Source organism: Bradyrhizobium sp. LA6.1, from assembly GCF_040547805.1.
In the GTDB taxonomy this organism is placed as follows: domain Bacteria; phylum Pseudomonadota; class Alphaproteobacteria; order Rhizobiales; family Xanthobacteraceae; genus Bradyrhizobium; species Bradyrhizobium barranii.
Genome location: NZ_JBEPQK010000015.1, coordinates 1 through 18,128 on the forward strand (window position 1 = coordinate 1; position 18,128 = coordinate 18,128).

Below are 18,128 nucleotides of genomic sequence, written 5' to 3' on the forward strand. Positions count from 1 at the left end.
AGCTGTTCAATACGATGCTGGCCTATTCGGGAAAATTCAAACTGAGTGGCGACACATTTACGACGACCGTCGATATAAGTTGGGTTACCGAGTGGTTGGGTACGAAACAGCTTCGTTATGTACACCTCGACGGCGACATTCTTTCCTTGCGCACACCAATTCATGAACACCCTCGCCATCCCGGTCGAAGAGGATTTGGCGATCTAAGATGGCGTCGCGAAAAGTAATTGCGTCATTAGCTTCAGGAACAGGCGTGAGCGGCGAGGCCATTAGAAGGCCCTACAGCGCAGCGCCACAGGACACAGGGCAGGCCGCGACAGCGCACAGGGTGTGAAACTAGGGCCTATTAGGGCCCGGCAGGTTCGGGCGGGCCTTTCGTCGATCCGGAAGCCGTCGGAATATGCCTACGTTTTCAGGCACTTCCGCCGCTTTCAACAGACCGAAGAAATAGCTGGCAGAAAGGACCACACGGTTTTGCCGTACGCACGGCCCGCCATTTCGCCGCAGTTTTTCCAGCCCTGTCGACGGAGCCGGAAACTTGCAGACGAGACGAACCTGACAGCGCCGCTCATCCGGCACGAAGTCTTGGGCTCACGGAGAGCAATCCGCCCTGCCCTAGCCTCTCGCGCCCGACGCTGCCGCGTCCACCGCAAGCCCGGCTCGCGACAGTGACGACACAAGATCGCCCCTCTTGGTGAGCCGGGATGGGCAGCACATACGCCAATTCCGAATTTCGGTAAAGTGGAATATTTTGGCGCGAGCAGGTTGACAGCAAAGCGAAACACCCGGGCATGCCACCGTCATTCCGGAGCGCGGCGAAGCGGCGCCGCGTAACTGCGGCCCGATGGATTCCGGGCTCAATGCTGCGCATCGCCCCGGAATGACGAAGGGGAGAGTGTCACCCCTTCGGCCGCCCGGCAGGCCTTCGCCATCAGCAGGCGCGCTGGCACTCTCCTTGCTGCTCGTCCGCCAATCCCTCAGACCCGCAGTGGGTCTGTTTCATAGTGAGGCGATCCTATGCAATCGACGTCCCGTTTCGAAGCGACCATCCCGACACAACTCCACGTCCTGATCTCCGATCTGCGTTGGCGCACGCAAATGCTCGACGCCGACATTCAGGAGGAAGAGCGGAGGGCCGGAATCTCCGATCCAAACAATCTCGCCTACCCGATGCTCGCGCAGAACCTGAGAGCCCGGCGCGACAATCTCCAGGTGAGCATCGCGATCCTGGAAAGCCGCATCGAAAAGCGATCAACCGGGTGGCCGAGCGCCGCCTGACGCGGATCGTGCCGGGCCCGACCAGGCAACGCGACGGCATATGCAGAAGGGCGCGGGCGATGGGCGATAGCTCTGTCCGCGCCGGTCAACGCGCGGGAACCCGCGTTGCCCTTTTGCAACGGTTCCCCACCGTCTGAAGCCGGACAAGAGAAACTCCCATTCCAGCCACGAACCCCGCTCACAACGCCGTGAGACTAGCAGGGGAACTACGATGCGTGCACAGCGCGTTTGGAAAGTGAATGGGGCCGCCAGCATCGGGCAGCTCCAATCGAGACTGGATGACCTGAACAAGCGTCTCGGTCAGCTCGAAAGCCAGCATCCAGAGAGCTGGAGGCTCGAAGAACTGAGATCCAGCGCGCTCAGCCTGTCGCGCGAGATCGACGACATCCGCTGCGCCGAGGCGACGGCGGCCTTGAGCGAGCTCTTGCGGAAGTAGAGCGTCGGGCGATTCGAGCGACGCGCGAGGAACCAACCTTCCTCGCCGCTATTGCCATGCAGAGCATGGAGCAAGATCATGACCAGGCACCTGACGCGAGCCCATCTCGCGCGCGGGGTGGCCGGCGCGGTGTCCACGCTGGTCCTGTGCGCGACGGCGGCATTCACCATCGCGCACCACTTCGCGCTGTGAGGGGTTTTGCATGACGTCCGATCCCGAGGAGTCTGTGAGGCTGCAAGGTTTTGGCGAGATGACGTTGCGCACTGCTGTCGCGACGCTGATGGCGCTCGCGCCGCGCGAGCGATCCGACGCCGCCATCTTCCGCGTCCGCGACGGCGTGCGTTTGGCTTCGAGCGAGATCGCCGAACTTGCCTCGGACTGGGGCATGACACCGATGGCTGAAGTCAGGTCTCCGAGCCTCGTCCCGGACCAGCACTGGCCGGACATCGTTCGCGGCATGGTGCGCGAGGCGCCACTGCCGGCACTGATGGTGGCGTTCCTGGTGGGCGTGCTGGTGGCGCGGCGGTAGTCTACTGACCTACTGTCCAGCATCGGACCATCGGCCGGCGAATGTAGAGCCATGCCGCCGCGGCAGATGCCCCTGCCCGGCCAAATCGGCCGTGGACCCGCCCCAAAAATCGTTGCAAAAAGGCGCTCCCGAGGCGCTGGCGGCCGGTCCGCCAAGCCTCTGGAAAACGTCGACTTTTGGAAGAATGGTCGGAGTGGCAGGATTCGAACCTGCGACCCCTGCGTCCCGAACGCAGTGCTCTACCGGGCTGAGCCACACTCCGACAAGAAGGCGGCTTATAGCGTCGGGTTTGACGCACCGCAAGCGGCCGGCATGAGGAATTTTGTCCCTGTGAAAACGGGTCTTGAAACGCTGATTTTACCGGCCGGCGCGGCCGGCGCGGAAGCTGCCGCCCGGATTTTGGCCGCCGGCGGGCTGGTCGCGTTTCCGACCGAGACGGTCTACGGGCTCGGGGCGGACGCCGCCAATGCCACCGCGATCGCCCATCTTTACGCCGCCAAGGGGCGGCCGGCCTTCAATCCGCTGATCGCCCATGTGGCCGACCTCTCAGCCGCGCGCCGGATCGGCCGTTTCGACGCGCGTGCGTTGAGGCTTGCGGAAGCGTTCTGGCCGGGGCCGCTGACGCTGGTGGTGCCGAAAACGGACGACTGTCCGGTGGCTGAGTTGGCCACCGCCGGGCTCGACACGGTCGCGATCCGCATTCCCGCCCATCCGGTGGCGGAGGCGATCCTGCGCGCCTTCGGCGGGGCCGTGGTGGCGCCGTCCGCCAACATCTCCGGCCATGTCTCGCCGACGCTGGCCGCCCATGTCGAAAGCGACCTTGCCGGGCGGATCGACCTGATCGTGGACGGCGGGCCTGTTACGGTCGGCGTCGAATCGACCATCGTCGGCTGCTTCGACGCCCCGATGCTGCTCCGCCCCGGCGGGCTGTCGCGCGAGCGGATCGAGGCCGTGCTCGGCGCGCCGCTGGCGCGGCCGCCAGTAGAGGCCGAGAGCGACGACAGCCAGCCGCTGGCGCCGGGCATGCTGGCCTCGCATTACGCGCCGCGCGCCGGTGTGCGGCTCAATGCGCGCGATGTGGCCGCGGGCGAAGCACTGCTGGCGTTCGGCCCCGATCGCCTGCCGGGCCTGGAGGCCGCTGCCGCCGTCATGAATTTGTCGCCCGCGGCTGATCTCGATGAAGCCGCCACCAATCTGTTCGGCTATCTTCGTGCTCTCGATGCGAAGAGCCCGCGAGCGATCGCGGTGATGGCGGTGCCGGAAGAAGGACTTGGCGAGGCCATCAACGACCGGCTGCGCCGGGCCGCGGTCGCCCGATAGCGCATGATCCGGAAAAGTGTCCAGCGGTTTTCCGATAAGATCATGCGCAAGAGATAAGAGCGAAGAAGAGACAAGAGCATGAACGTCAATAAATCTGCCACCCCGCCGCTTGCGCCCGAGCTGATCGAACAATTCCGCAAGATCGTCGGCGACCGCCATGCCATCACCGACGCGGCCGACATCGAGGCTTACGTCACCGAGGAGCGCAACCTGTTTCACGGCCGCTCGCCGCTGGTGCTGCGGCCGGGCTCGACGGCGGAAGTCTCGGCGATCTGCAAGCTCGCCTCGGCGCACAGAATCGCGCTGGTGCCGCAGGGCGGCAACACCGGGCTCGTCGGCGGCCAGACGCCCCACAACGGCGAAGTGGTGGTGTCGCTGCGCCGGCTCGACAAGATCCGTGAGATCGACACCGCCTCCAACACCATGACCTGCGAGGCCGGCGTCGTGCTCCAGGTCGCGCAGCAGAAGGCGGCCGACGTGGACCGGCTGTTTCCGCTCTCGCTCGGCGCGGAAGGAAGCTGCACCATCGGCGGCAATCTCTCGACCAATGCCGGCGGCACCGCCGCGCTCGCCTATGGCGTGGCGCGCGAGATGGCGCTGGGGCTCGAGGTGGTGCTCGCCGACGGTCGCGTGCTCAACGTGTTGTCGAAGCTGAAGAAGGACAACACCGGCTACAATCTGCACAACCTCTTCATCGGCGCGGAAGGCACGCTCGGCATCATCACCGCGGCTACGCTCAAGCTGTTTCCGAAGCCGCGGGCGATCGAGACCGCCTTCGTCGGGCTGAAATCGCCGGCGGCGGCACTGAAGCTGCTGACGATCGCGCAAGGCGAAGCCGCGAATGCGCTGACGAGCTTCGAGCTGCTGTCGGAGATGGCGGTCGACTTCTCGGTCCGCCACGGCATCGACGTGCGCGATCCGCTCGAAGCAAAACATCCCTGGTACGTGCTGATGGAATTGTCCTCGCCCGGCGACGATGCCCGCACGCCGCTGGAGACGATCCTGACGCGCGCCATGGAAGACGAGATCGTCGACGACGCCGTGATCGCGGCCAACCTCACCCAGCGCAACGGCTTCTGGAAGCTGCGCGAGGAGATGTCGTCGGCGCAAAAGCCGGAGGGCGGCTCGATCAAGCATGACATCTCCGTTCCGGTCGCCGCCGTGCCCGCCTTCATCGACGAAGCCAATGCCGCCGTCGTGAAACTGATCCCCGGCGCACGGCCGGTGCCGTTCGGCCATCTCGGCGACGGCAATCTGCACTACAATGTCAGCGAGCCCATCGGCGCCAACACCGCGGATTACCTGGCACGCTGGCACGAGATGAACGCGGTCGTGTTCGAGATCGTGCTGCGCATGGGCGGCTCGATTTCGGCCGAGCACGGCATCGGCGTGCTCAAGCGCGACGAGTTGCCCGAGGTGAAGGACAAGACCGCGATCGAGCTGATGCGCTCGATCAAGGCGATGCTCGATCCGCTCGGCATCATGAATCCGGGGAAGGTGCTGTGAGCGTCTCCCTTACGATCGATGCGATCACCGACGCCGATGTCGAGCCCGTCGTCGCGCTGTGGCAGCGCTGCGGCCTGACGCGGCCCTGGAACGATCCGCATGCCGACATCGCGCTGGCGCGGCGGCGCGACAACTCGACGATCCTGATCGGCCGTGACGGCGGCGCGATTGTTGCGACCGCCATGGTCGGCCATGACGGCCATCGCGGCTGGGTCTATTACGTCGCCGTCGATCCTGACATCCGCAAACGCGGCTATGGCCGCGTCATCATGGCCGCGGCCGAGGACTGGCTGCGCCAGGCCGGCATTTTGAAGCTGCAGCTCCTGGTCCGCCGCGAGAACGCGCAAGCCAATGCGTTCTACCAGTCGCTGGGTTTCGAAGAATCCACCTCGGTGATGTTCCAGAAGTGGCTCGACGGCCGCGCTTCCACAACGTAGCTGGAAAACAGCAATGACCATTTCCGACCGCGTCCGCATCAAGGACGTCCGCGTGCTCTCGGACGGCTGGACCACGCTGAAGACCACGACGTTCGAGTACCGGCGCGCCAATGGCGAGTGGCAGACCCAGCACCGGGAAACCTATGAGCGCGACAACGCCGCCGCCGTGCTGCCGTATAATCGCGCACGGCGTACGGTGATCCTGGTGCGCCAGTTCCGTTTGCCGGCCTTTATCCGCGGCTACGACGATCTCCTGATCGAAGCCGCCGCCGGCGTGCTGGACGATGCCTCCCCCGAGGTGCGCATCCGCGCCGAGGCCGAGGAAGAGACCGGCTATCGCCTGCACCACGTCCACAAGGTGTTCGAGGCCTTCATGAGCCCCGGCGCCATCACCGAGAAGCTGCATTTCTTCGTCGCCGAGTACGAGCCGGAGATGCGGGTCAGCGACGGCGGCGGCCTCGAACACGAAGGCGAGGACATCGAGGTGCTGGAGCTCTCGATCGACGAGGCGTTGGCGATGATCGCGGACGGCCGCATCATCGACGCCAAGGCGATCATGCTGCTGCAATACGCGGCGCTGCATATTTTCAGGTGAGTTACGCTTTCTTCCTTCTCCCCCTGTGGGAGAAGGTGGCGCGAAGCGCCGGATGAGGGGTTCTCTCCACTTGTAAGAGTGCTCGTGAGGATAGAGACCCCTCACCCGGCTTCGCGACCGCGAAGCCACCCTCTCCCACAAGGGGAGAGGGTCAGCACCGTCCGCGCCACACCATCCTCATCTGCAATTCTGCCCTGCGCCGCCCCGCCCCGGTTGAGCAACTCCAAAACTATCTCTAGTCTGGTCCCAACCAAGAACCAGGAGACGCGCCCCATGTCCGCTCCGCGCGACGACGAATTCGGCTTTGCGCCCGACTATGACTCTCCCGTCCCCTATATGCAGCGCACGCGCGATTATTACACCGCGATCGGCTACACCACGCCGTATCGCTGGGCGCATTACACGGAGGCGCCGTTCCAGCCGCTGAAGAAACCGCTGTCGCAATCGCGCGTGACGATCATCACCACGGCCGCGCCTTACGATCCCACCAAGGGCGATCAGGGACCGGGCGCGGCGTATAATGGCGGGGCGAAATTCTACCAGGTCTATGACGGCGACACGTCGAAGCAGCACGATCTGCGCATCTCGCACATCGGCTACGACCGCAAGCACACCACGGCGACCGACAACGGCACCTGGTTTCCGCTGCCGCAGCTTTTGAAAGCGTCTGCCGCAGGCCGCATCGGCGAGGTGAGCCAGCGCTTCTTCGGCGCACCGACCAATCGCAGCCATCGCGTCACGCTCGACACCGACGCGCCGGAAATCCTGGCGCGCTGTCTTGCCGACATGGTCGATGTCGCCGTGCTGGTGCCGAACTGCCCGGTCTGCCACCAGACCACGGCGCTGGTGGCGCGGCATCTCGAGGCCAACGGCATTCCGACCGTGGTGATGGGCTGCGCCAAGGACATCATCGAGCATGCCGCCGTGCCGCGCTTTTTGTTCTCGGACTTCCCGCTCGGCAATTCCGCCGGCAAGCCGCACGACGTCGCCTCGCAGGCGCAGACGCTGGAGCTCGCGCTGAGACTGCTGGAGACCGCGAGCGGGCCGCAGACCACGATGCAGTCGCCGCTGCGCTGGAGCGAGGACGCCTCCTGGAAGCTCGACTACAACAACGTCGCACAGCTCTCCCCGGAGGAACTGGCGCGCCGCCGCGCCGAATTCGACAAGCAGAAGGAGATCGCGCGCGGCAACCGCGCCGCCTGACGTCCTCCGACAACAACAAACAATGGGGAGAGCGACGTGACGCGACCGTTCGAGGGCGTGAAGATTCTCGACTTCACGCAAGTGCTGGCCGGCCCCTATGCGAGCTACCAGCTCGCGCTTCTGGGGGCCGACGTGATCAAGGTCGAACGGCGCGAGGGCGAGGACATGCGCCGCACGCCGCTCAGCCGCGAATGGGCCGAGCGCGGGCTCGCGCCGGCGTTCCAGGCCATCAACGGCAACAAGCGCAGCCTGACGCTCGATTTGCAAAAGCCCGATGCGATCGCGATCGTGAAGAAGCTCGTGGCGCAAGTCGACGTCGTCATGGAGAATTTTCGCCCCGGCGTGATGGACAAGCTCGGGATCGGCTACGAGGCGCTCTCCGCGATCAATCCAAAGCTGATCTATTGCGCCGTGTCCGGCTTCGGCCAGACCGGCCCGGACCGCCTCCGGCCCGGCTATGACGGCAAGATGCAGGCGCTGTCGGGCATCATGGCGATCACCGGCCACCCGGAGACGGGGCCGACACGCGCGGGCTTTGCGGTGTGCGACGTGCTCTCGGGCGCCACGGCCGCGTTCGGCGTGTCGAGCGCGCTGTATCAGCGCGACCGCACCGGCAAGGGACAGCTCATTGACGTCTCGATGCTTGAGGCGACGATGGCGTTTCTCTCGGGGCAGATCGCGGACTGGTCGGTCGCCGGCCATCGCCAGCAGCTGTCGGGCAATCAGGCCGTCAGCCGCCGGACCACGGCGAACCTGTTCAAATGCGGCGACGGCCACATCCTGCTCGCCGTCAACAACGAGAAGCAGTACCGCGCGCTGATGTCCGCGCTCGGCCGCGAGGACACGCTGTCAGACCCGCGCTTCGCCGACTGGTTCGCGCGCAACGAGAACGAGAGCGCATTGCGCGCCATCATCGAGGAGGCGCTGGCGACCAGGCCTGCGCGCGAGTGGGAGACAATCCTGGAAGATGCCGGCGCGCCCTGCGCCAGCATCTGGAAGGTCGAGGAGGTCATCGATCATCCGCAAATCAAGGCGCGCGGCGCGATCCAGGAGCTGGATACGCCCTACGGCCGCCTGCGCTTTGCCGGCAGCGGCTTCAAGCTCGCCCATGGCGGCGGCCGGCTGGACCGGATGGCGCCGGAATTGGGTGCGGATACGGATGCGGTGCTGGGCGAGCTGGGATTTGATCCAGCGGAGATCGCAGCGCTCAGGGCGAAAGAGATCGTGTAGATTTCGTAGGGTGGGCAAAGGCGCAACGCTCCGTGCTCACCATCTATCCACTTGCTTGAAACACGATGGTGGGCACGCTTCGCTTTGCCCACCCTACGGCACCGCCGCTTAGAACAACGACCCCTGCCCGTCATCTGACGAGCTAGCAGCAACCTTCCGGGCCGCCTTCTTCGGCTTCGCAGCCTCTGCCTCGGCCTCCATCTCATCCGCACTGATCGGCAACACGAGCTGATCGTCGTCATTGGCGACGCGGTTGACGCGGGTGGAGACCGGGTGCCAGGCGAATTCGCCGATGCGCGGGGCGGCCATCAGCGGCAACACGGCATCGACATCGTCGCCGCGGCTGTCGAGCCAGCGCTCGAATTCGCGCGGGCTGATGGTGACGGGCACGCGGTCATGCAGCGCGGCGAGATCCTCGCCCGCCGCCGCCGTGACGATCGCGACGGTGTCGAGCTCCTCACCGTTCGGCCCGGCCCAGGTCTCGAATACCGCAGCAAAGCCGAGCGGCTCGCCGTCGGCGCGGTGGATGAAGAAGGGCTGCTTGCGGCCGCCCTCCGCCTTCCATTCATAATAGCCGTCGGCCGGGATCAGGCCACGGCGCCTCCGAATCGCGTTCTTGAAGGCGGGCTTTTCCAGCACCGTCTCGGAGCGCGCGTTGATCAGGAGCGTAAATCCCTTGGGATCCTTGACCCAGCCCGGCAACAATCCCCAGCGCATCAAGCGGAAATGGCGCGCGCCGTTCTCGAGCAGCACGACCGGAATCGGTTGTGTCGGCGCGACGTTGTACCGTGACGGGAAATTCGGCTGCTCGACATAGCCGAACAGTTGCCGCAAAGCCGCGGGGGCCGAAGTTATGACGAAGCGTCCACACATCCTTGGCTATCTATATAGGGTCCGTTCAGGTCGTTTTAACCCCGAACGCTAACACTGCGGCAGATGAGCTCAAAGGCCTCCCAACCCGCGCGGACGCATGTACAGACGGGCCCCGAGGCTGCCGCATGGGCCGAGCGGCTGCGCGTGGCCAACATCAACCCGCGAACCGGGCTTGCCACCGACTATCTCAACCATTTCAATGAAGCCGTGATGCTGCTGGAAATGGTCCCGGACATGCCGGAATGCGCCGAAGATTTTTTGACCTGGTCGCCGCTGTCCTATGCCGAGCATTTCACCGCGTCGAATTTCAAGGCACGGGATCTGGCCATCGAAGCCTATGAGAAGGCCGATCCGAATGTGCGCGCCCAGTTCGACCACATCACTGATACCATGACCTCGATCCTGACAGCGGTCGGCTCGGCCATGCGCGAGGTCGAGAAGGACACGACCCGCGTCCGCCTCGCCGAGCAGGCCACGCTCTGGGTCAAGCCGCTGATCGCGGCCTGCGGCGGCATCATCAATGGCGGCGCGGAAGCCGACGTCGACACCATCATGGCGAATTGAGCCAAGGGCTGTTGAAGGGTTGTTGAAGATATGTCTGCGGTCATCCAGCCCACCCACCCCCAGATCGCGGTCAGCGCCGCCATCTTCCGCGACGGCAAGGTACTTCTGACCCGCCGCGCCCGCTCGCCCGCCAAGGGGTTCTATTCGCTGCCCGGCGGCCGGGTCGAGTTCGGCGAATCGCTGCACCAGGCGCTGGCGCGCGAGGTCGACGAGGAGACCGGGCTCGCCATCGAGATCATTGGCCTCGCCGGCTGGCGCGAGGTGTTGCCGGCCGCAGCCGGCGCCGGCCATTACCTGATCATGTCCTTTGCCGCCCGCTGGGTGGCCAAGGAGCCGGCTCTCAACGACGAGCTCGACGATTACCGCTGGATCGCCCCCGACGCCCTGGCGAGCCTCGGCGACCTCAAGCTGACCGGGGGGCTGGAGGAGGTCATCCTGTCGGCCGCCGGGCTGATCGGGCCCTGACCGCCCCGTCTTGCGTCCTCCGCTCCGAGGGGGCATACACCCCGCCGATGTCCACGCGATTTCTGGCCATTTTTGCCCTGATTCTCGCCTGCGCCTCCGTGCCCACAAGGGCCCAGGACGTGGCGGCGCCGTTTGACGCCGATTTGCAGCGGCTGGCGGAGATTTTGGGCGGCCTGCACTATCTGCGCGGCATCTGCGGGTCCAACGAGGGCAACAAATGGCGCAGCGAGATGCAGGCGCTGATCGATGCCGAAACCCCCTCGGGCGAGCGCCGCACCCGTATGATCGCCGGCTTCAACCGCGGCTATAACGGCTTCCAGCAGACCTATCGGAGCTGCACGCCGGCCGCGACGGTGGCGATCCGCCGCTATATCGAGGAAGGCTCGAAGATCTCGCGCGATCTCACGGCGCGTTACGCGAACTGAGCGCATCTCCTCATCCTGAGGAGCGCGCTCTTCGCGCGCGTCTCGAAGGATGCAAGGCCCCGCTGCCGCAGCACGGCCTCTATGGTTCGAGACGGCGCTAACGCGCCTCCTCACATGAGGGTTTGGCTGTCGAACGCGCATCTGGAACCCTGTCATCGACTTTGTTCACAGCCGTTAACCGTTCCTAAAGATGTGGCCTAGCGGGCGTTAATACGCGTGCTACACCTTTCGTACAGCGCATCGCCGTGGATCGCGCCCCAGCCCTGATCGAGTTTCATGAGCCATTCAGTGTCCTACGCCCCCGCCCGCGCGCCGCTGCCCGATCACGAGCAGAAACAGGCCGCGCTGAGCTATCTCAACGAGGCCTGGGCCGAAGCGCGCCATGATGGCGTCGACGGCGACTGCCTGGCGCAGGCGAGCCTGTTTGCGGCATTCGCCGAGCTCGTCGGTACCTACGGCGAGGATGCGGTGGCGAAATTCGTCGAGGGCTTTCCGGGCCGCATCCGCAACGGCGAATTCTCGGTCACTCTCGCAAGGCAGTAAGCTTCTTGCGAAAAATGACCCCGCCACACGGGCGGGGCCAGTCTACGGATGAATGACTTGGCGAACGGGATCTGGCGAACAGGTTCGCGAAGTCTGCCGCGTTTATCGCACGGAAGCCGCCTCCCCCAGACAAGCATTAGTCTCGCGATGACCGGGAGATATTCCCACTACGATCGGGAATGCACTCCCTCCTCCCTCACGGCGCGACCTTGAGCGTCGCTTTCATGTTGGGATGATAGCGGCAGTAATAGTCGACAATTCCCGCCTTCTTCAGAACAAACGTTGCCGACTTCTTCGGTGGCAGCATCACGTCGAAATCGCCGCTCTTCGCCGTGGCGGTGTGCGCGAACACGTCCTTGTTGATCCATTCGATGGTATCGCCGACCTTCGCGGACGTTTCGGCCGGTGAAACCACGAGATTGTCCATTATGATCTGCATGGTCGCGGCGCGCGCCGGGACGACGATCGACAGCAAGACGACCGCAAGCGCGATCGAAGCGAGGTGTCGCGGCTTCATCCCACACCCCCTATTTCAGCTCGGCCGCGACATGCTCGGCGTGCTGCTGGTGGCCCTGAAAAATCTTCAGGCCGGTCTGCAACAGGCTCTTGAGCTCGGCATTGCCGGCGGACGGGATGAGCTGGGTTTCCAGCGCGCCGTTGACCGCCTTGTGGTAGGCGACCTCGTTCGCGACATAGGCCTTGTCGAAGGCCGCGCCGCTCAGCTTGTCGAGCTCAGCCAGCTTGTCGCTCGCCTGCTTCGACAGCGTCTTGCTGGTATCGTTGTCTTCAGGCGTAACGTTCAGCTTCTTGACCAGCGCCAGCGCCTGCTTGTTGACCGCCTCGTGGTCGCGCAGCATGTCCTCGGCAAACGCCTTGACGTCCTTGTTCTTGGCCTTTTTCTGCGCCTGCTTGGCCGCGTTGATGTCGATCACGCCCGCGGTGTAGGCGATGTGAGCGATCTGCGGATCGGTGGGCTTGTCGGCTGCGCTCGCGCCTTGCAGTAGCGCCGGGCTCGACAACAGAATTGCCGCGGCGATCGCCGCGCTCCATCGGGTGAACATGTTTGAAACTCCTGTGCTGCCGGAGGGTTTGCCGGCGTTGCTTCACAGGCATTGGATGGGATTTTCGCGCAAACGTTCCCGAAAAACTTCAGCCGCCGCTGCCGAGCCGCTTCAGCACCGATACGGTCAGCCGCTCGCAGCGCCACCCGGCAAACGGGAACGCATCCATCATAACCGGACCGATCTCCTTCTCGACGTTCTCGCGCAACATGGTGCGCGCACGGTGCAGCCGCGTCTTCACGGTCTCGGGCTTGACGCCGAGCAGATCGGCGGTCTCCTCGATGTTCATCCCCTCCATGACGCGCGCGACGAAGACCATGCGGAACACATCCGGCAGTTCGTCGATTGCGCGTTCGACGACGCGCTGGATTTCACGTTGGGCCATGGTCCTTTCCGGATCGCCTGCGGGAGAAACGGGAAATTTTATGATCTGCGCGTCGAGCGCCCCTTCCGGCAGCGCGCTGAGCTCGACATGCGGCTTGCGGCTTCGCGCCCGGCCAAGCGCCTCGTTGATGGCAATGCGCGACAGCCAGGTCGACAGCCCGGACTCGCCGCGAAAGTCGTCCAGATGGGTAAAGGCCCGGACATAGGTTTCCTGCACCACGTCCTCGGCTTCGCTGTCGCTGCGCAGGATACCGCGCGCTAGACGGTAGAGCCTGCGGTTGTTGGCCTGCATGATCTCGCGCAACGCGGCCTCGTCACGGCCCCGCGCGCGATCGACCAGTTCGGCTTCCGATGCTCTAGCGCCGGCGGACAGGCCGGCTGCGGTCCGCTGCATGGTGGTCACCTGTTTCCATTCGTTCCGGACATTGGATGCAGGCCAGCGATAAAGGTTCCCGACTTTCTTACCCTCCCCTGGAGGGGGAGGGTCGATCGCGCGCAGCGCGAGCGGGGTGGGGTGACAGTCTATACCTTTGAGGCGGTGCCCGAGTGGAGAGATCACCCCACCCCGCTTCACCTCTCGCTTCGCTCGACGTGAAGCGACCCTCCCCCTTCAGGGGAGGGTAAGAGCTAATCCGTCTCGATCGGCAGTGCCGGATCCCTCGCCCATTCGCCCATGGAGGCATCGTACAGCGTCAGCTTGTCGTAGCCGAGCTGTGTCAGCATGAGCAGGTCGATCGTCGCCGAGATGCCGCCGCCGCAATAGCAGATCACATTCTTGTCGCGCGTAACGCCCTGGGCCGCGAACTTCGCTTCGGCGTCGGCAAGCGTCGTCAGTGTCTTGTCGGCCTTGGCAAGCGTGGCCGCGGGCACGTTGACGCTGCCGGGCACGCGGCCGGGCCGGCCGTAGCGGCTCGGCTCGAGGCCCTGATGAAATTGCGGCCCGAGCGCGTTGACGATCACGGTCGAGGGATCGCAGATCCGCGCCTTCACGGTGGTCTTGTCGACGAAGAAGCCCGCGTGCGACGCGGCCTTGAAGGTCGTGGCGGGATAGCCCTTCGGCGCGCCCGTCTCGACCGGCCGCCCCTCGTCCTTCCATTTGTCAAAACCGCCGTCGAGCACGCGCGCATCGACGCCGAGCGAGCGCAGCATCCACCAGAACCGCGTCGACCACATCATGGTGCCGATGCTGTAGAGCACGATGGTCTTGGATGCGTCAGCGCCGTGGCGACCGAAGGCGGCCTCTAGCTGGGGCACGCCAGCCATCATGAAGAGCTGTTGCGCGGAGGTGTCGGAGAACTCGCCTTGCAGGTCGAGGAAATCCGCGCCGGGGATGTGGCCGGCCGCGAACGTCTTGTCGCCGGGCACCGCGCGATAGGGCACATCGCTACCGGGCGGCACCGGCTCGTTATAGGTCGTGCAGTCGTAGAGGCGGAGGTTGGGATCGCCGAGAATCGCGGCGAGTTGCACAGTGGTGATGAGGGGCGTCGGTTGGGACATTGCTCTCTCCCAATTTGAGTCTACGCTTCCTGGCACTCTGTCATTGCCCGCGAAGGCGGGCAATCCAGTATTCCAGAGGCGGCGGTGATCGAACCGAGAAGCCGCGGCGTACTGGATGCCCCGCCTCCGCGGGGCATGACAGCGGAGCGAGAAGCGGGCCGCCCTCTACTGCTTCAGCGTCTCCAGAAACCGCACCGGCTCGCCCTGCGAGGCCGTCACCAGTTCGCCCTGCCACATCACGCGGCGGCCGCGGATGAAGGTGCCGACGGGCCAGCCGGTGACGCGGACGCCGTCATAAGGCGTCCAGCCGGCTTTGGACGCCACCCATTTGTTGGTGATGGTCTCGCTGCGCTTGAGATCTACGATCGTGAAATCGGCGTCGTAGCCTGCGGCAATGCGGCCCTTGCAGGCCATGTTGTAGAGACGCGCGGGGCCGGCGCTGGTGAGGTCGACGAAGCGCGCCAGCGACAGGCGGCCGGCGTTGACGTGGTCGAGCATGAGCGGCACCAGCGTTTGCACGCCGGTCATGCCGGAGGGCGAGGCCGGATAGGTCTTCGACTTCTCTTCCAGCGTATGCGGGGCATGGTCGGAGCCGAGCACGTCGATGATGCCCTGCTCGATGCCGCGCCAGATGCCGGCGCGGTGATCGGCCCCGCGCACCGGCGGGTTCATCTGCGCCAGCGTGCCGAGCCGCTCGTAGCATTCGGGTGCGACCAACGTCAGATGATGCGGCGTCGCCTCGCAGGAAGCGACGTCCTTGTGGTCGCGCAGGAACTCGATCTCTTCCTTGGTCGAGATGTGCAACACGTGGATGCGCTTGCCGGTCTCGTGCGCGAGCTTGACCAGCCGCTGCGTCGCCATCAGCGCCGCGGTCTCGTCACGCCAGACCGGATGCGAACGCGGATCGCCCTCGATGCGCAGCGACTTGCGGTCGTTGAGGCGGTATTCATCTTCGGCGTGGAAGGCGGCGCGGCGGCGGATCACCTGGAAGATGCGGCGCAGGCTCTCGTCGTCCTCCACCAGCAGCGCGCCGGTCGACGAGCCGATGAACACCTTGACGCCCGCGCAGCCGGGCGCGCGCTCCAGCACCGGCAGATCCTGCACGTTCTCGCGGGTACCGCCGATGAAGAAGGCGAAATCGCAATGCATGCGATGATGGGCACGCTTCACCTTGTCGGTGAAGGTGGCCTCCGTCACGGTCAACGGAGACGTATTCGGCATCTCGAACACGGCGGTGACGCCGCCCATCACGGCGCTGCGCGACCCTGTCTCGAGGTCTTCCTTCTGCTCCAGCCCGGGCTCGCGGAAATGCACCTGGGTGTCCATCACGCCGGGCAGGATGTGGAGGCCCTTGCAGTCGATCACCTCAGCGGCGGAGGCCTGCGACAGCGGGCCCAGCTCCGCGATGCGGCCGTTGGTGATGCCGATATCGCGAACACCCTCGCCGTCCTGGTTGACGACGGTGCCGCCTTTGAGGATCACATCGAAGCGCTGGGTCATGGCTGAAGGCCTCTCTCATCCCCAAGCGCGGGGCTTGAGGTCTTGTCGTTTATGCCTTGCGGGCTTACGTTCAGGAGCAACATGTCGCAAGAGATTTTCACATGAAATCAGCGTTTCTTCCCGACCGGAGCGTGGTCAAGGTCGCGGGCGAGGACGCGCGCAACTTCCTCAACGGCCTGATCACGACCGATCTCGACAAGCTGAAGCCGGGCCTGGGGCGATTCGGTGCGCTGCTGACGCCGCAGGGCAAGATCATCGTGGATTTCCTGATCACCGAGGTGCCGGCAGGCCATGGCGGCGGGTTCCTGATCGACTGTCCGAAGGCGCTGGCCGAGGGCCTCGCCACCAAGCTGAAATTCTACAAGCTGCGCGCCAAGGTCACGGTGGAAAACCTCGATCTCGGTGTGCTCGCGACCTGGGACGGACAGCCTGCGGCGCAGCCGGACCTTGCGTTCGCCGATCCGCGCAATGATGCGCTCGGCACTCGCATCCTGATCCCCGAAGATCTCAAGCAGAAGCTGTCCGATCTCATCGGCGCCGAGCTGGTCGACGCCTCCGCCTATGAGGCGCATCGTATTGCGCTCGGCGTGCCGCGCGGCGGGCTCGATTTCATGTACAGCGATGCGTTCCCGCACGAGACCAACATGGACCGCCTCGCCGGCGTCGATTTCGACAAGGGCTGCTATGTCGGCCAGGAGGTCGTCTCGCGCATGCAGCATCGCGGCACCGCACGCACCCGCAGCGTCAAGGTGCTGCTCGATGACCTCTCGCCGGAGGCCGGCGTCAGTGTTATGGCCGGCGACAAGCCGGTCGGCACGATGGGCTCGTCCGCGCAGGGCAAGGGCATCGCGCTGGTGCGCATCGACCGCGTTGCGGACGCGCTCGATGCCGGCCAGCCGCTCACCGCCGGCGGCCTCGCCGTGAGGCTCGCCGAACCCGACGTCGTCCGCATTCCCCTGAAGCAACCCATCGCATGAGCCGAGCCCCCCGCCTGCATCCCGACGGAAAGACCCGCTGCCCCTGGCCCGGCGAAGACCCGCTCTATGTCGCCTATCACGACACCGAATGGGGCGTGCCGGAATATGACGACCGTGCGCTCTATGAAAAGCTGATCCTCGACGGCTTCCAGGCCGGCCTCTCCTGGATCACGATCCTGCGCAAGCGGGACAATTTCCGCAAAGCTTTCGATGATTTTCAGCCGGAGAAGATCGCGCGCTACAACGACAAGAAGGTGCACGCGCTGATGAACGATGCCGGCATCGTGCGCAACCGCGCCAAGATCGACGGCGCGATCCTGAGCGCGAAATCGTATCTCGACATCATGGAGAAGGGCCCGGGCTTCTCGAAGCTGTTGTGGGACTTCATGGACGGACGGCCCAAGATCAACAATTTCAAGACCACTGCGAGCGTGCCGGCCTCGACGCCGCTGTCGATGCAGATCTCCAAGGAACTGTCCTCGCGCGGTTTCAAATTCGTCGGTCCGACCATCGTCTATGCCTTCATGGAGGCGACAGGCATGGTCAACGACCATCTCGTCGACTGCCATTGTCACGCGAGCTGCGGCAAGACGCAGCGCAAGCCGCGCCTCAAGGCCAAATGACCGCGAAGAAAACGGCACGCGACGTGGCATCCCGCGCCTGGCAGCGCATGCTGTCGGGCCGCCGGCTCGATCTGCTCGATCCCTCTCCGCTCGATGTCGAGATCGCCGACATCGCGCATGGGCTGGCGCGCGTGGCGCGCTGGAACGGGCAGACCACCGGCGCGCACATCTTCTCGGTCGCGCAGCACACACTTCTGGTGGAGACGGTGATGCGGCACGAGATGCCCCGCGTCGACGAGCGCATGCGGCTCGCCGCGCTGCTGCACGATGCGCCCGAATACGTGATCGGCGACATGATCTCGCCGTTCAAGGCCGTGCTCGACGGCCACTACAAGGCGGTGGAGAAGCGCCTGCTCGGCGCCATCCACATCCGCTTCGGCCTGCCGCCGGCGCTGCCCGAGGAGATCACGCAAGCCATCAAGGCCGCCGATCGCGGGGCGGCCTATCTGGAGGCAACCGAGCTTGCCGGCTTCAGCGAAAGCGAGGCGAAGCGCCTGTTCGGCAGGGACCCCGGCCTCTCCGACAGCGTCCGGCGCGACTACCTCACGCCCTGGACCGCGGCGCGGGCCGAGAAGCAGTTTCTGGAGCGGTTCAACGCGGTGTTCGCGTAGCATCATCCCTTCGTAGGGTGGGCAAAGCGAAGCGTGCCCACCAAACTAGCCGCGGTGTGCGCGGTGCGAAA

23 protein-coding genes and 1 tRNA gene are annotated in these 18,128 nt (G+C 65.0%); 16 read left to right on the forward strand and 8 right to left on the reverse strand.

Going from position 1 to position 18,128, the window contains the following annotated elements; all coding sequences use genetic code 11:
* On the forward strand, positions 1-227 hold a 227-nt coding region (locus ABIB99_RS30215; protein WP_354179031.1), incomplete at its 5' end, for a lipocalin-like domain-containing protein.
* 871 nt (positions 228-1,098) lie between these two features.
* Positions 1,099-1,278, forward strand: a complete 180-nt coding sequence (locus ABIB99_RS30220; RefSeq protein WP_502917520.1) for a hypothetical protein — start codon at positions 1,099-1,101, stop codon at positions 1,276-1,278.
* Between the two features lie 300 nt (positions 1,279-1,578).
* Here ABIB99_RS30220 and ABIB99_RS30225 read toward each other — a convergent pair whose 3' ends face one another.
* Entirely contained in the window at positions 1,579-1,794 is a 216-nt protein-coding gene (locus tag ABIB99_RS30225; RefSeq protein WP_354179034.1) for a hypothetical protein, read from the reverse strand.
* 122 nt (positions 1,795-1,916) lie between these two features.
* Between ABIB99_RS30225 and ABIB99_RS30230 the strand changes: the two genes are divergently transcribed.
* Positions 1,917-2,243: a hypothetical protein gene (locus ABIB99_RS30230; protein ID WP_028154397.1), complete on the forward strand. Its 327-nt coding sequence runs from the start codon at positions 1,917-1,919 to the stop codon at positions 2,241-2,243.
* Positions 2,244-2,428: 185 nt separating this feature from the next.
* Here ABIB99_RS30230 and ABIB99_RS30235 read toward each other — a convergent pair.
* Positions 2,429-2,505: transfer RNA gene (locus ABIB99_RS30235), tRNA-Pro, on the reverse strand.
* A gap of 68 nt (positions 2,506-2,573) precedes the next feature.
* Between ABIB99_RS30235 and ABIB99_RS30240 the strand changes: the two genes are divergently transcribed.
* The 6 genes from ABIB99_RS30240 (at position 2,574) to ABIB99_RS30265 (ending at position 8,534) form a co-directional block, all read left to right on the forward strand.
* The gene (locus ABIB99_RS30240) at positions 2,574-3,563 is read left to right on the forward strand and encodes an L-threonylcarbamoyladenylate synthase (protein ID WP_354179036.1); all 990 of its coding nucleotides are present in this window, start codon (positions 2,574-2,576) and stop codon (positions 3,561-3,563) included.
* 78 nt (positions 3,564-3,641) lie between these two features.
* Positions 3,642-5,069: an FAD-binding oxidoreductase gene (locus tag ABIB99_RS30245; protein WP_354179038.1), complete on the forward strand. Its 1,428-nt coding sequence runs from the start codon at positions 3,642-3,644 to the stop codon at positions 5,067-5,069.
* Positions 5,066-5,506, forward strand: coding sequence for a GNAT family acetyltransferase (locus ABIB99_RS30250; protein WP_354179040.1), 441 nt, complete (start codon positions 5,066-5,068; stop codon positions 5,504-5,506). The genes ABIB99_RS30245 and ABIB99_RS30250 overlap by 4 nt, the downstream gene beginning before the upstream one ends.
* Positions 5,507-5,519: 13 nt before the next feature.
* A complete protein-coding gene (locus ABIB99_RS30255) occupies positions 5,520-6,101 on the forward strand; it encodes an NUDIX hydrolase (RefSeq protein ID WP_166086634.1) in 582 nt (193 codons plus the stop codon).
* 273 nt (positions 6,102-6,374) lie between these two features.
* Positions 6,375-7,304 carry a glycine reductase gene (locus ABIB99_RS30260; RefSeq protein WP_354179043.1) on the forward strand — a complete coding sequence of 310 codons (930 nt, stop codon included), beginning with the start codon at positions 6,375-6,377 and terminating at the stop codon, positions 7,302-7,304.
* 36 nt (positions 7,305-7,340) lie between these two features.
* Complete coding sequence (locus tag ABIB99_RS30265) at positions 7,341-8,534, forward strand: CaiB/BaiF CoA transferase family protein (protein ID WP_354179045.1); 1,194 nt, start codon at positions 7,341-7,343, stop codon at positions 8,532-8,534.
* Positions 8,535-8,642: 108 nt separating this feature from the next.
* On the opposite strand, the gene ABIB99_RS30270 is transcribed toward ABIB99_RS30265, so the two are convergent.
* Positions 8,643-9,407 carry an SOS response-associated peptidase gene (locus tag ABIB99_RS30270; RefSeq protein WP_354179047.1) on the reverse strand — a complete coding sequence of 255 codons (765 nt, stop codon included), beginning with the start codon at positions 9,405-9,407 and terminating at the stop codon, positions 8,643-8,645.
* Between the two features lie 63 nt (positions 9,408-9,470).
* On the opposite strand from ABIB99_RS30270, the gene ABIB99_RS30275 reads away from it, so the two are divergent.
* The 4 genes from ABIB99_RS30275 (at position 9,471) to ABIB99_RS30290 (ending at position 11,404) form a co-directional block, all read left to right on the forward strand.
* Positions 9,471-9,971, forward strand: a complete 501-nt coding sequence (locus ABIB99_RS30275) for a hypothetical protein (protein WP_028152167.1) — start codon at positions 9,471-9,473, stop codon at positions 9,969-9,971.
* Between the two features lie 30 nt (positions 9,972-10,001).
* Entirely contained in the window at positions 10,002-10,436 is a 435-nt protein-coding gene (locus tag ABIB99_RS30280) for an NUDIX hydrolase (protein ID WP_063985083.1), read from the forward strand.
* A gap of 47 nt (positions 10,437-10,483) precedes the next feature.
* A complete protein-coding gene (locus ABIB99_RS30285) occupies positions 10,484-10,861 on the forward strand; it encodes a TIGR02301 family protein (protein ID WP_011085347.1) in 378 nt (125 codons plus the stop codon).
* 276 nt (positions 10,862-11,137) lie between these two features.
* Positions 11,138-11,404, forward strand: coding sequence for a hypothetical protein (locus tag ABIB99_RS30290; protein ID WP_014497305.1), 267 nt, complete (start codon positions 11,138-11,140; stop codon positions 11,402-11,404).
* Positions 11,405-11,600: 196 nt separating this feature from the next.
* Here the strand turns inward: ABIB99_RS30290 and ABIB99_RS30295 are convergent, their stop codons facing one another.
* The 5 genes from ABIB99_RS30295 to ABIB99_RS30315 form a co-directional block, all read right to left on the reverse strand.
* Positions 11,601-11,921, reverse strand: coding sequence for a cupredoxin domain-containing protein (locus ABIB99_RS30295; RefSeq protein ID WP_063985084.1), 321 nt, complete (start codon positions 11,919-11,921; stop codon positions 11,601-11,603).
* A 10-nt stretch (positions 11,922-11,931) separates the two neighbouring features.
* Positions 11,932-12,465 carry a DUF4142 domain-containing protein gene (locus tag ABIB99_RS30300; protein WP_063985085.1) on the reverse strand — a complete coding sequence of 178 codons (534 nt, stop codon included), beginning with the start codon at positions 12,463-12,465 and terminating at the stop codon, positions 11,932-11,934.
* Between the two features lie 88 nt (positions 12,466-12,553).
* Complete coding sequence (locus tag ABIB99_RS30305; RefSeq protein ID WP_063985086.1) at positions 12,554-13,243, reverse strand: RNA polymerase sigma factor; 690 nt, start codon at positions 13,241-13,243, stop codon at positions 12,554-12,556.
* Positions 13,244-13,476: 233 nt separating this feature from the next.
* Positions 13,477-14,346: a sulfurtransferase gene (locus ABIB99_RS30310; protein WP_063985087.1), complete on the reverse strand. Its 870-nt coding sequence runs from the start codon at positions 14,344-14,346 to the stop codon at positions 13,477-13,479.
* Between the two features lie 165 nt (positions 14,347-14,511).
* A complete protein-coding gene (locus tag ABIB99_RS30315; RefSeq protein WP_085402574.1) occupies positions 14,512-15,846 on the reverse strand; it encodes a dihydroorotase in 1,335 nt (444 codons plus the stop codon).
* Positions 15,847-15,947: 101 nt separating this feature from the next.
* Here ABIB99_RS30315 and ygfZ point away from each other — a divergent pair, with 101 nt between their 5' ends.
* Genes ygfZ through ABIB99_RS30330 form a run of 3 tightly spaced genes read left to right on the forward strand, consistent with a single transcriptional unit; the run spans position 15,948 to position 18,057 of the window.
* The gene (gene ygfZ / locus ABIB99_RS30320) at positions 15,948-16,823 is read left to right on the forward strand and encodes a CAF17-like 4Fe-4S cluster assembly/insertion protein YgfZ (protein WP_354179051.1); all 876 of its coding nucleotides are present in this window, start codon (positions 15,948-15,950) and stop codon (positions 16,821-16,823) included.
* Positions 16,820-17,446: a DNA-3-methyladenine glycosylase I gene (locus tag ABIB99_RS30325; RefSeq protein WP_354179053.1), complete on the forward strand. Its 627-nt coding sequence runs from the start codon at positions 16,820-16,822 to the stop codon at positions 17,444-17,446. The genes ygfZ and ABIB99_RS30325 overlap by 4 nt, the downstream gene beginning before the upstream one ends.
* Complete coding sequence (locus ABIB99_RS30330; protein WP_085402572.1) at positions 17,443-18,057, forward strand: YfbR-like 5'-deoxynucleotidase; 615 nt, start codon at positions 17,443-17,445, stop codon at positions 18,055-18,057. The genes ABIB99_RS30325 and ABIB99_RS30330 overlap by 4 nt, the downstream gene beginning before the upstream one ends.
* Positions 18,058-18,128 lie beyond the last annotated feature (71 nt).

Excerpts from the sequence above, each read along its gene's own strand:
- ABIB99_RS30220 (WP_502917520.1), top strand. The coding sequence starts at position 1,099 with ATGCTCGACGCCGACATTCAGGAGGAAGAGCGGAGGGCCGGAATCTCC.
- ABIB99_RS30225 (WP_354179034.1), bottom strand. The coding sequence starts at position 1,794 with ATGATCTTGCTCCATGCTCTGCATGGCAATAGCGGCGAGGAAGGTTGG.
- ABIB99_RS30230 (WP_028154397.1), top strand. The coding sequence starts at position 1,917 with ATGACGTCCGATCCCGAGGAGTCTGTGAGGCTGCAAGGTTTTGGCGAG.
- ABIB99_RS30245 (WP_354179038.1), top strand. The coding sequence starts at position 3,642 with ATGAACGTCAATAAATCTGCCACCCCGCCGCTTGCGCCCGAGCTGATC.
- ABIB99_RS30255 (WP_166086634.1), top strand. The coding sequence starts at position 5,520 with ATGACCATTTCCGACCGCGTCCGCATCAAGGACGTCCGCGTGCTCTCG.
- ABIB99_RS30260 (WP_354179043.1), top strand. The coding sequence starts at position 6,375 with ATGTCCGCTCCGCGCGACGACGAATTCGGCTTTGCGCCCGACTATGAC.
- ABIB99_RS30270 (WP_354179047.1), bottom strand. The coding sequence starts at position 9,407 with ATGTGTGGACGCTTCGTCATAACTTCGGCCCCCGCGGCTTTGCGGCAA.
- ABIB99_RS30275 (WP_028152167.1), top strand. The coding sequence starts at position 9,471 with ATGAGCTCAAAGGCCTCCCAACCCGCGCGGACGCATGTACAGACGGGC.
- ABIB99_RS30280 (WP_063985083.1), top strand. The coding sequence starts at position 10,002 with ATGTCTGCGGTCATCCAGCCCACCCACCCCCAGATCGCGGTCAGCGCC.
- ABIB99_RS30285 (WP_011085347.1), top strand. The coding sequence starts at position 10,484 with ATGTCCACGCGATTTCTGGCCATTTTTGCCCTGATTCTCGCCTGCGCC.
- ABIB99_RS30290 (WP_014497305.1), top strand. The coding sequence starts at position 11,138 with ATGAGCCATTCAGTGTCCTACGCCCCCGCCCGCGCGCCGCTGCCCGAT.
- ABIB99_RS30295 (WP_063985084.1), bottom strand. The coding sequence starts at position 11,921 with ATGAAGCCGCGACACCTCGCTTCGATCGCGCTTGCGGTCGTCTTGCTG.
- ABIB99_RS30300 (WP_063985085.1), bottom strand. The coding sequence starts at position 12,465 with ATGTTCACCCGATGGAGCGCGGCGATCGCCGCGGCAATTCTGTTGTCG.
- ABIB99_RS30305 (WP_063985086.1), bottom strand. The coding sequence starts at position 13,243 with ATGCAGCGGACCGCAGCCGGCCTGTCCGCCGGCGCTAGAGCATCGGAA.
- ABIB99_RS30310 (WP_063985087.1), bottom strand. The coding sequence starts at position 14,346 with ATGTCCCAACCGACGCCCCTCATCACCACTGTGCAACTCGCCGCGATT.
- ABIB99_RS30315 (WP_085402574.1), bottom strand. The coding sequence starts at position 15,846 with ATGACCCAGCGCTTCGATGTGATCCTCAAAGGCGGCACCGTCGTCAAC.
- ygfZ (WP_354179051.1), top strand. The coding sequence starts at position 15,948 with ATGAAATCAGCGTTTCTTCCCGACCGGAGCGTGGTCAAGGTCGCGGGC.
- ABIB99_RS30325 (WP_354179053.1), top strand. The coding sequence starts at position 16,820 with ATGAGCCGAGCCCCCCGCCTGCATCCCGACGGAAAGACCCGCTGCCCC.
- ABIB99_RS30330 (WP_085402572.1), top strand. The coding sequence starts at position 17,443 with ATGACCGCGAAGAAAACGGCACGCGACGTGGCATCCCGCGCCTGGCAG.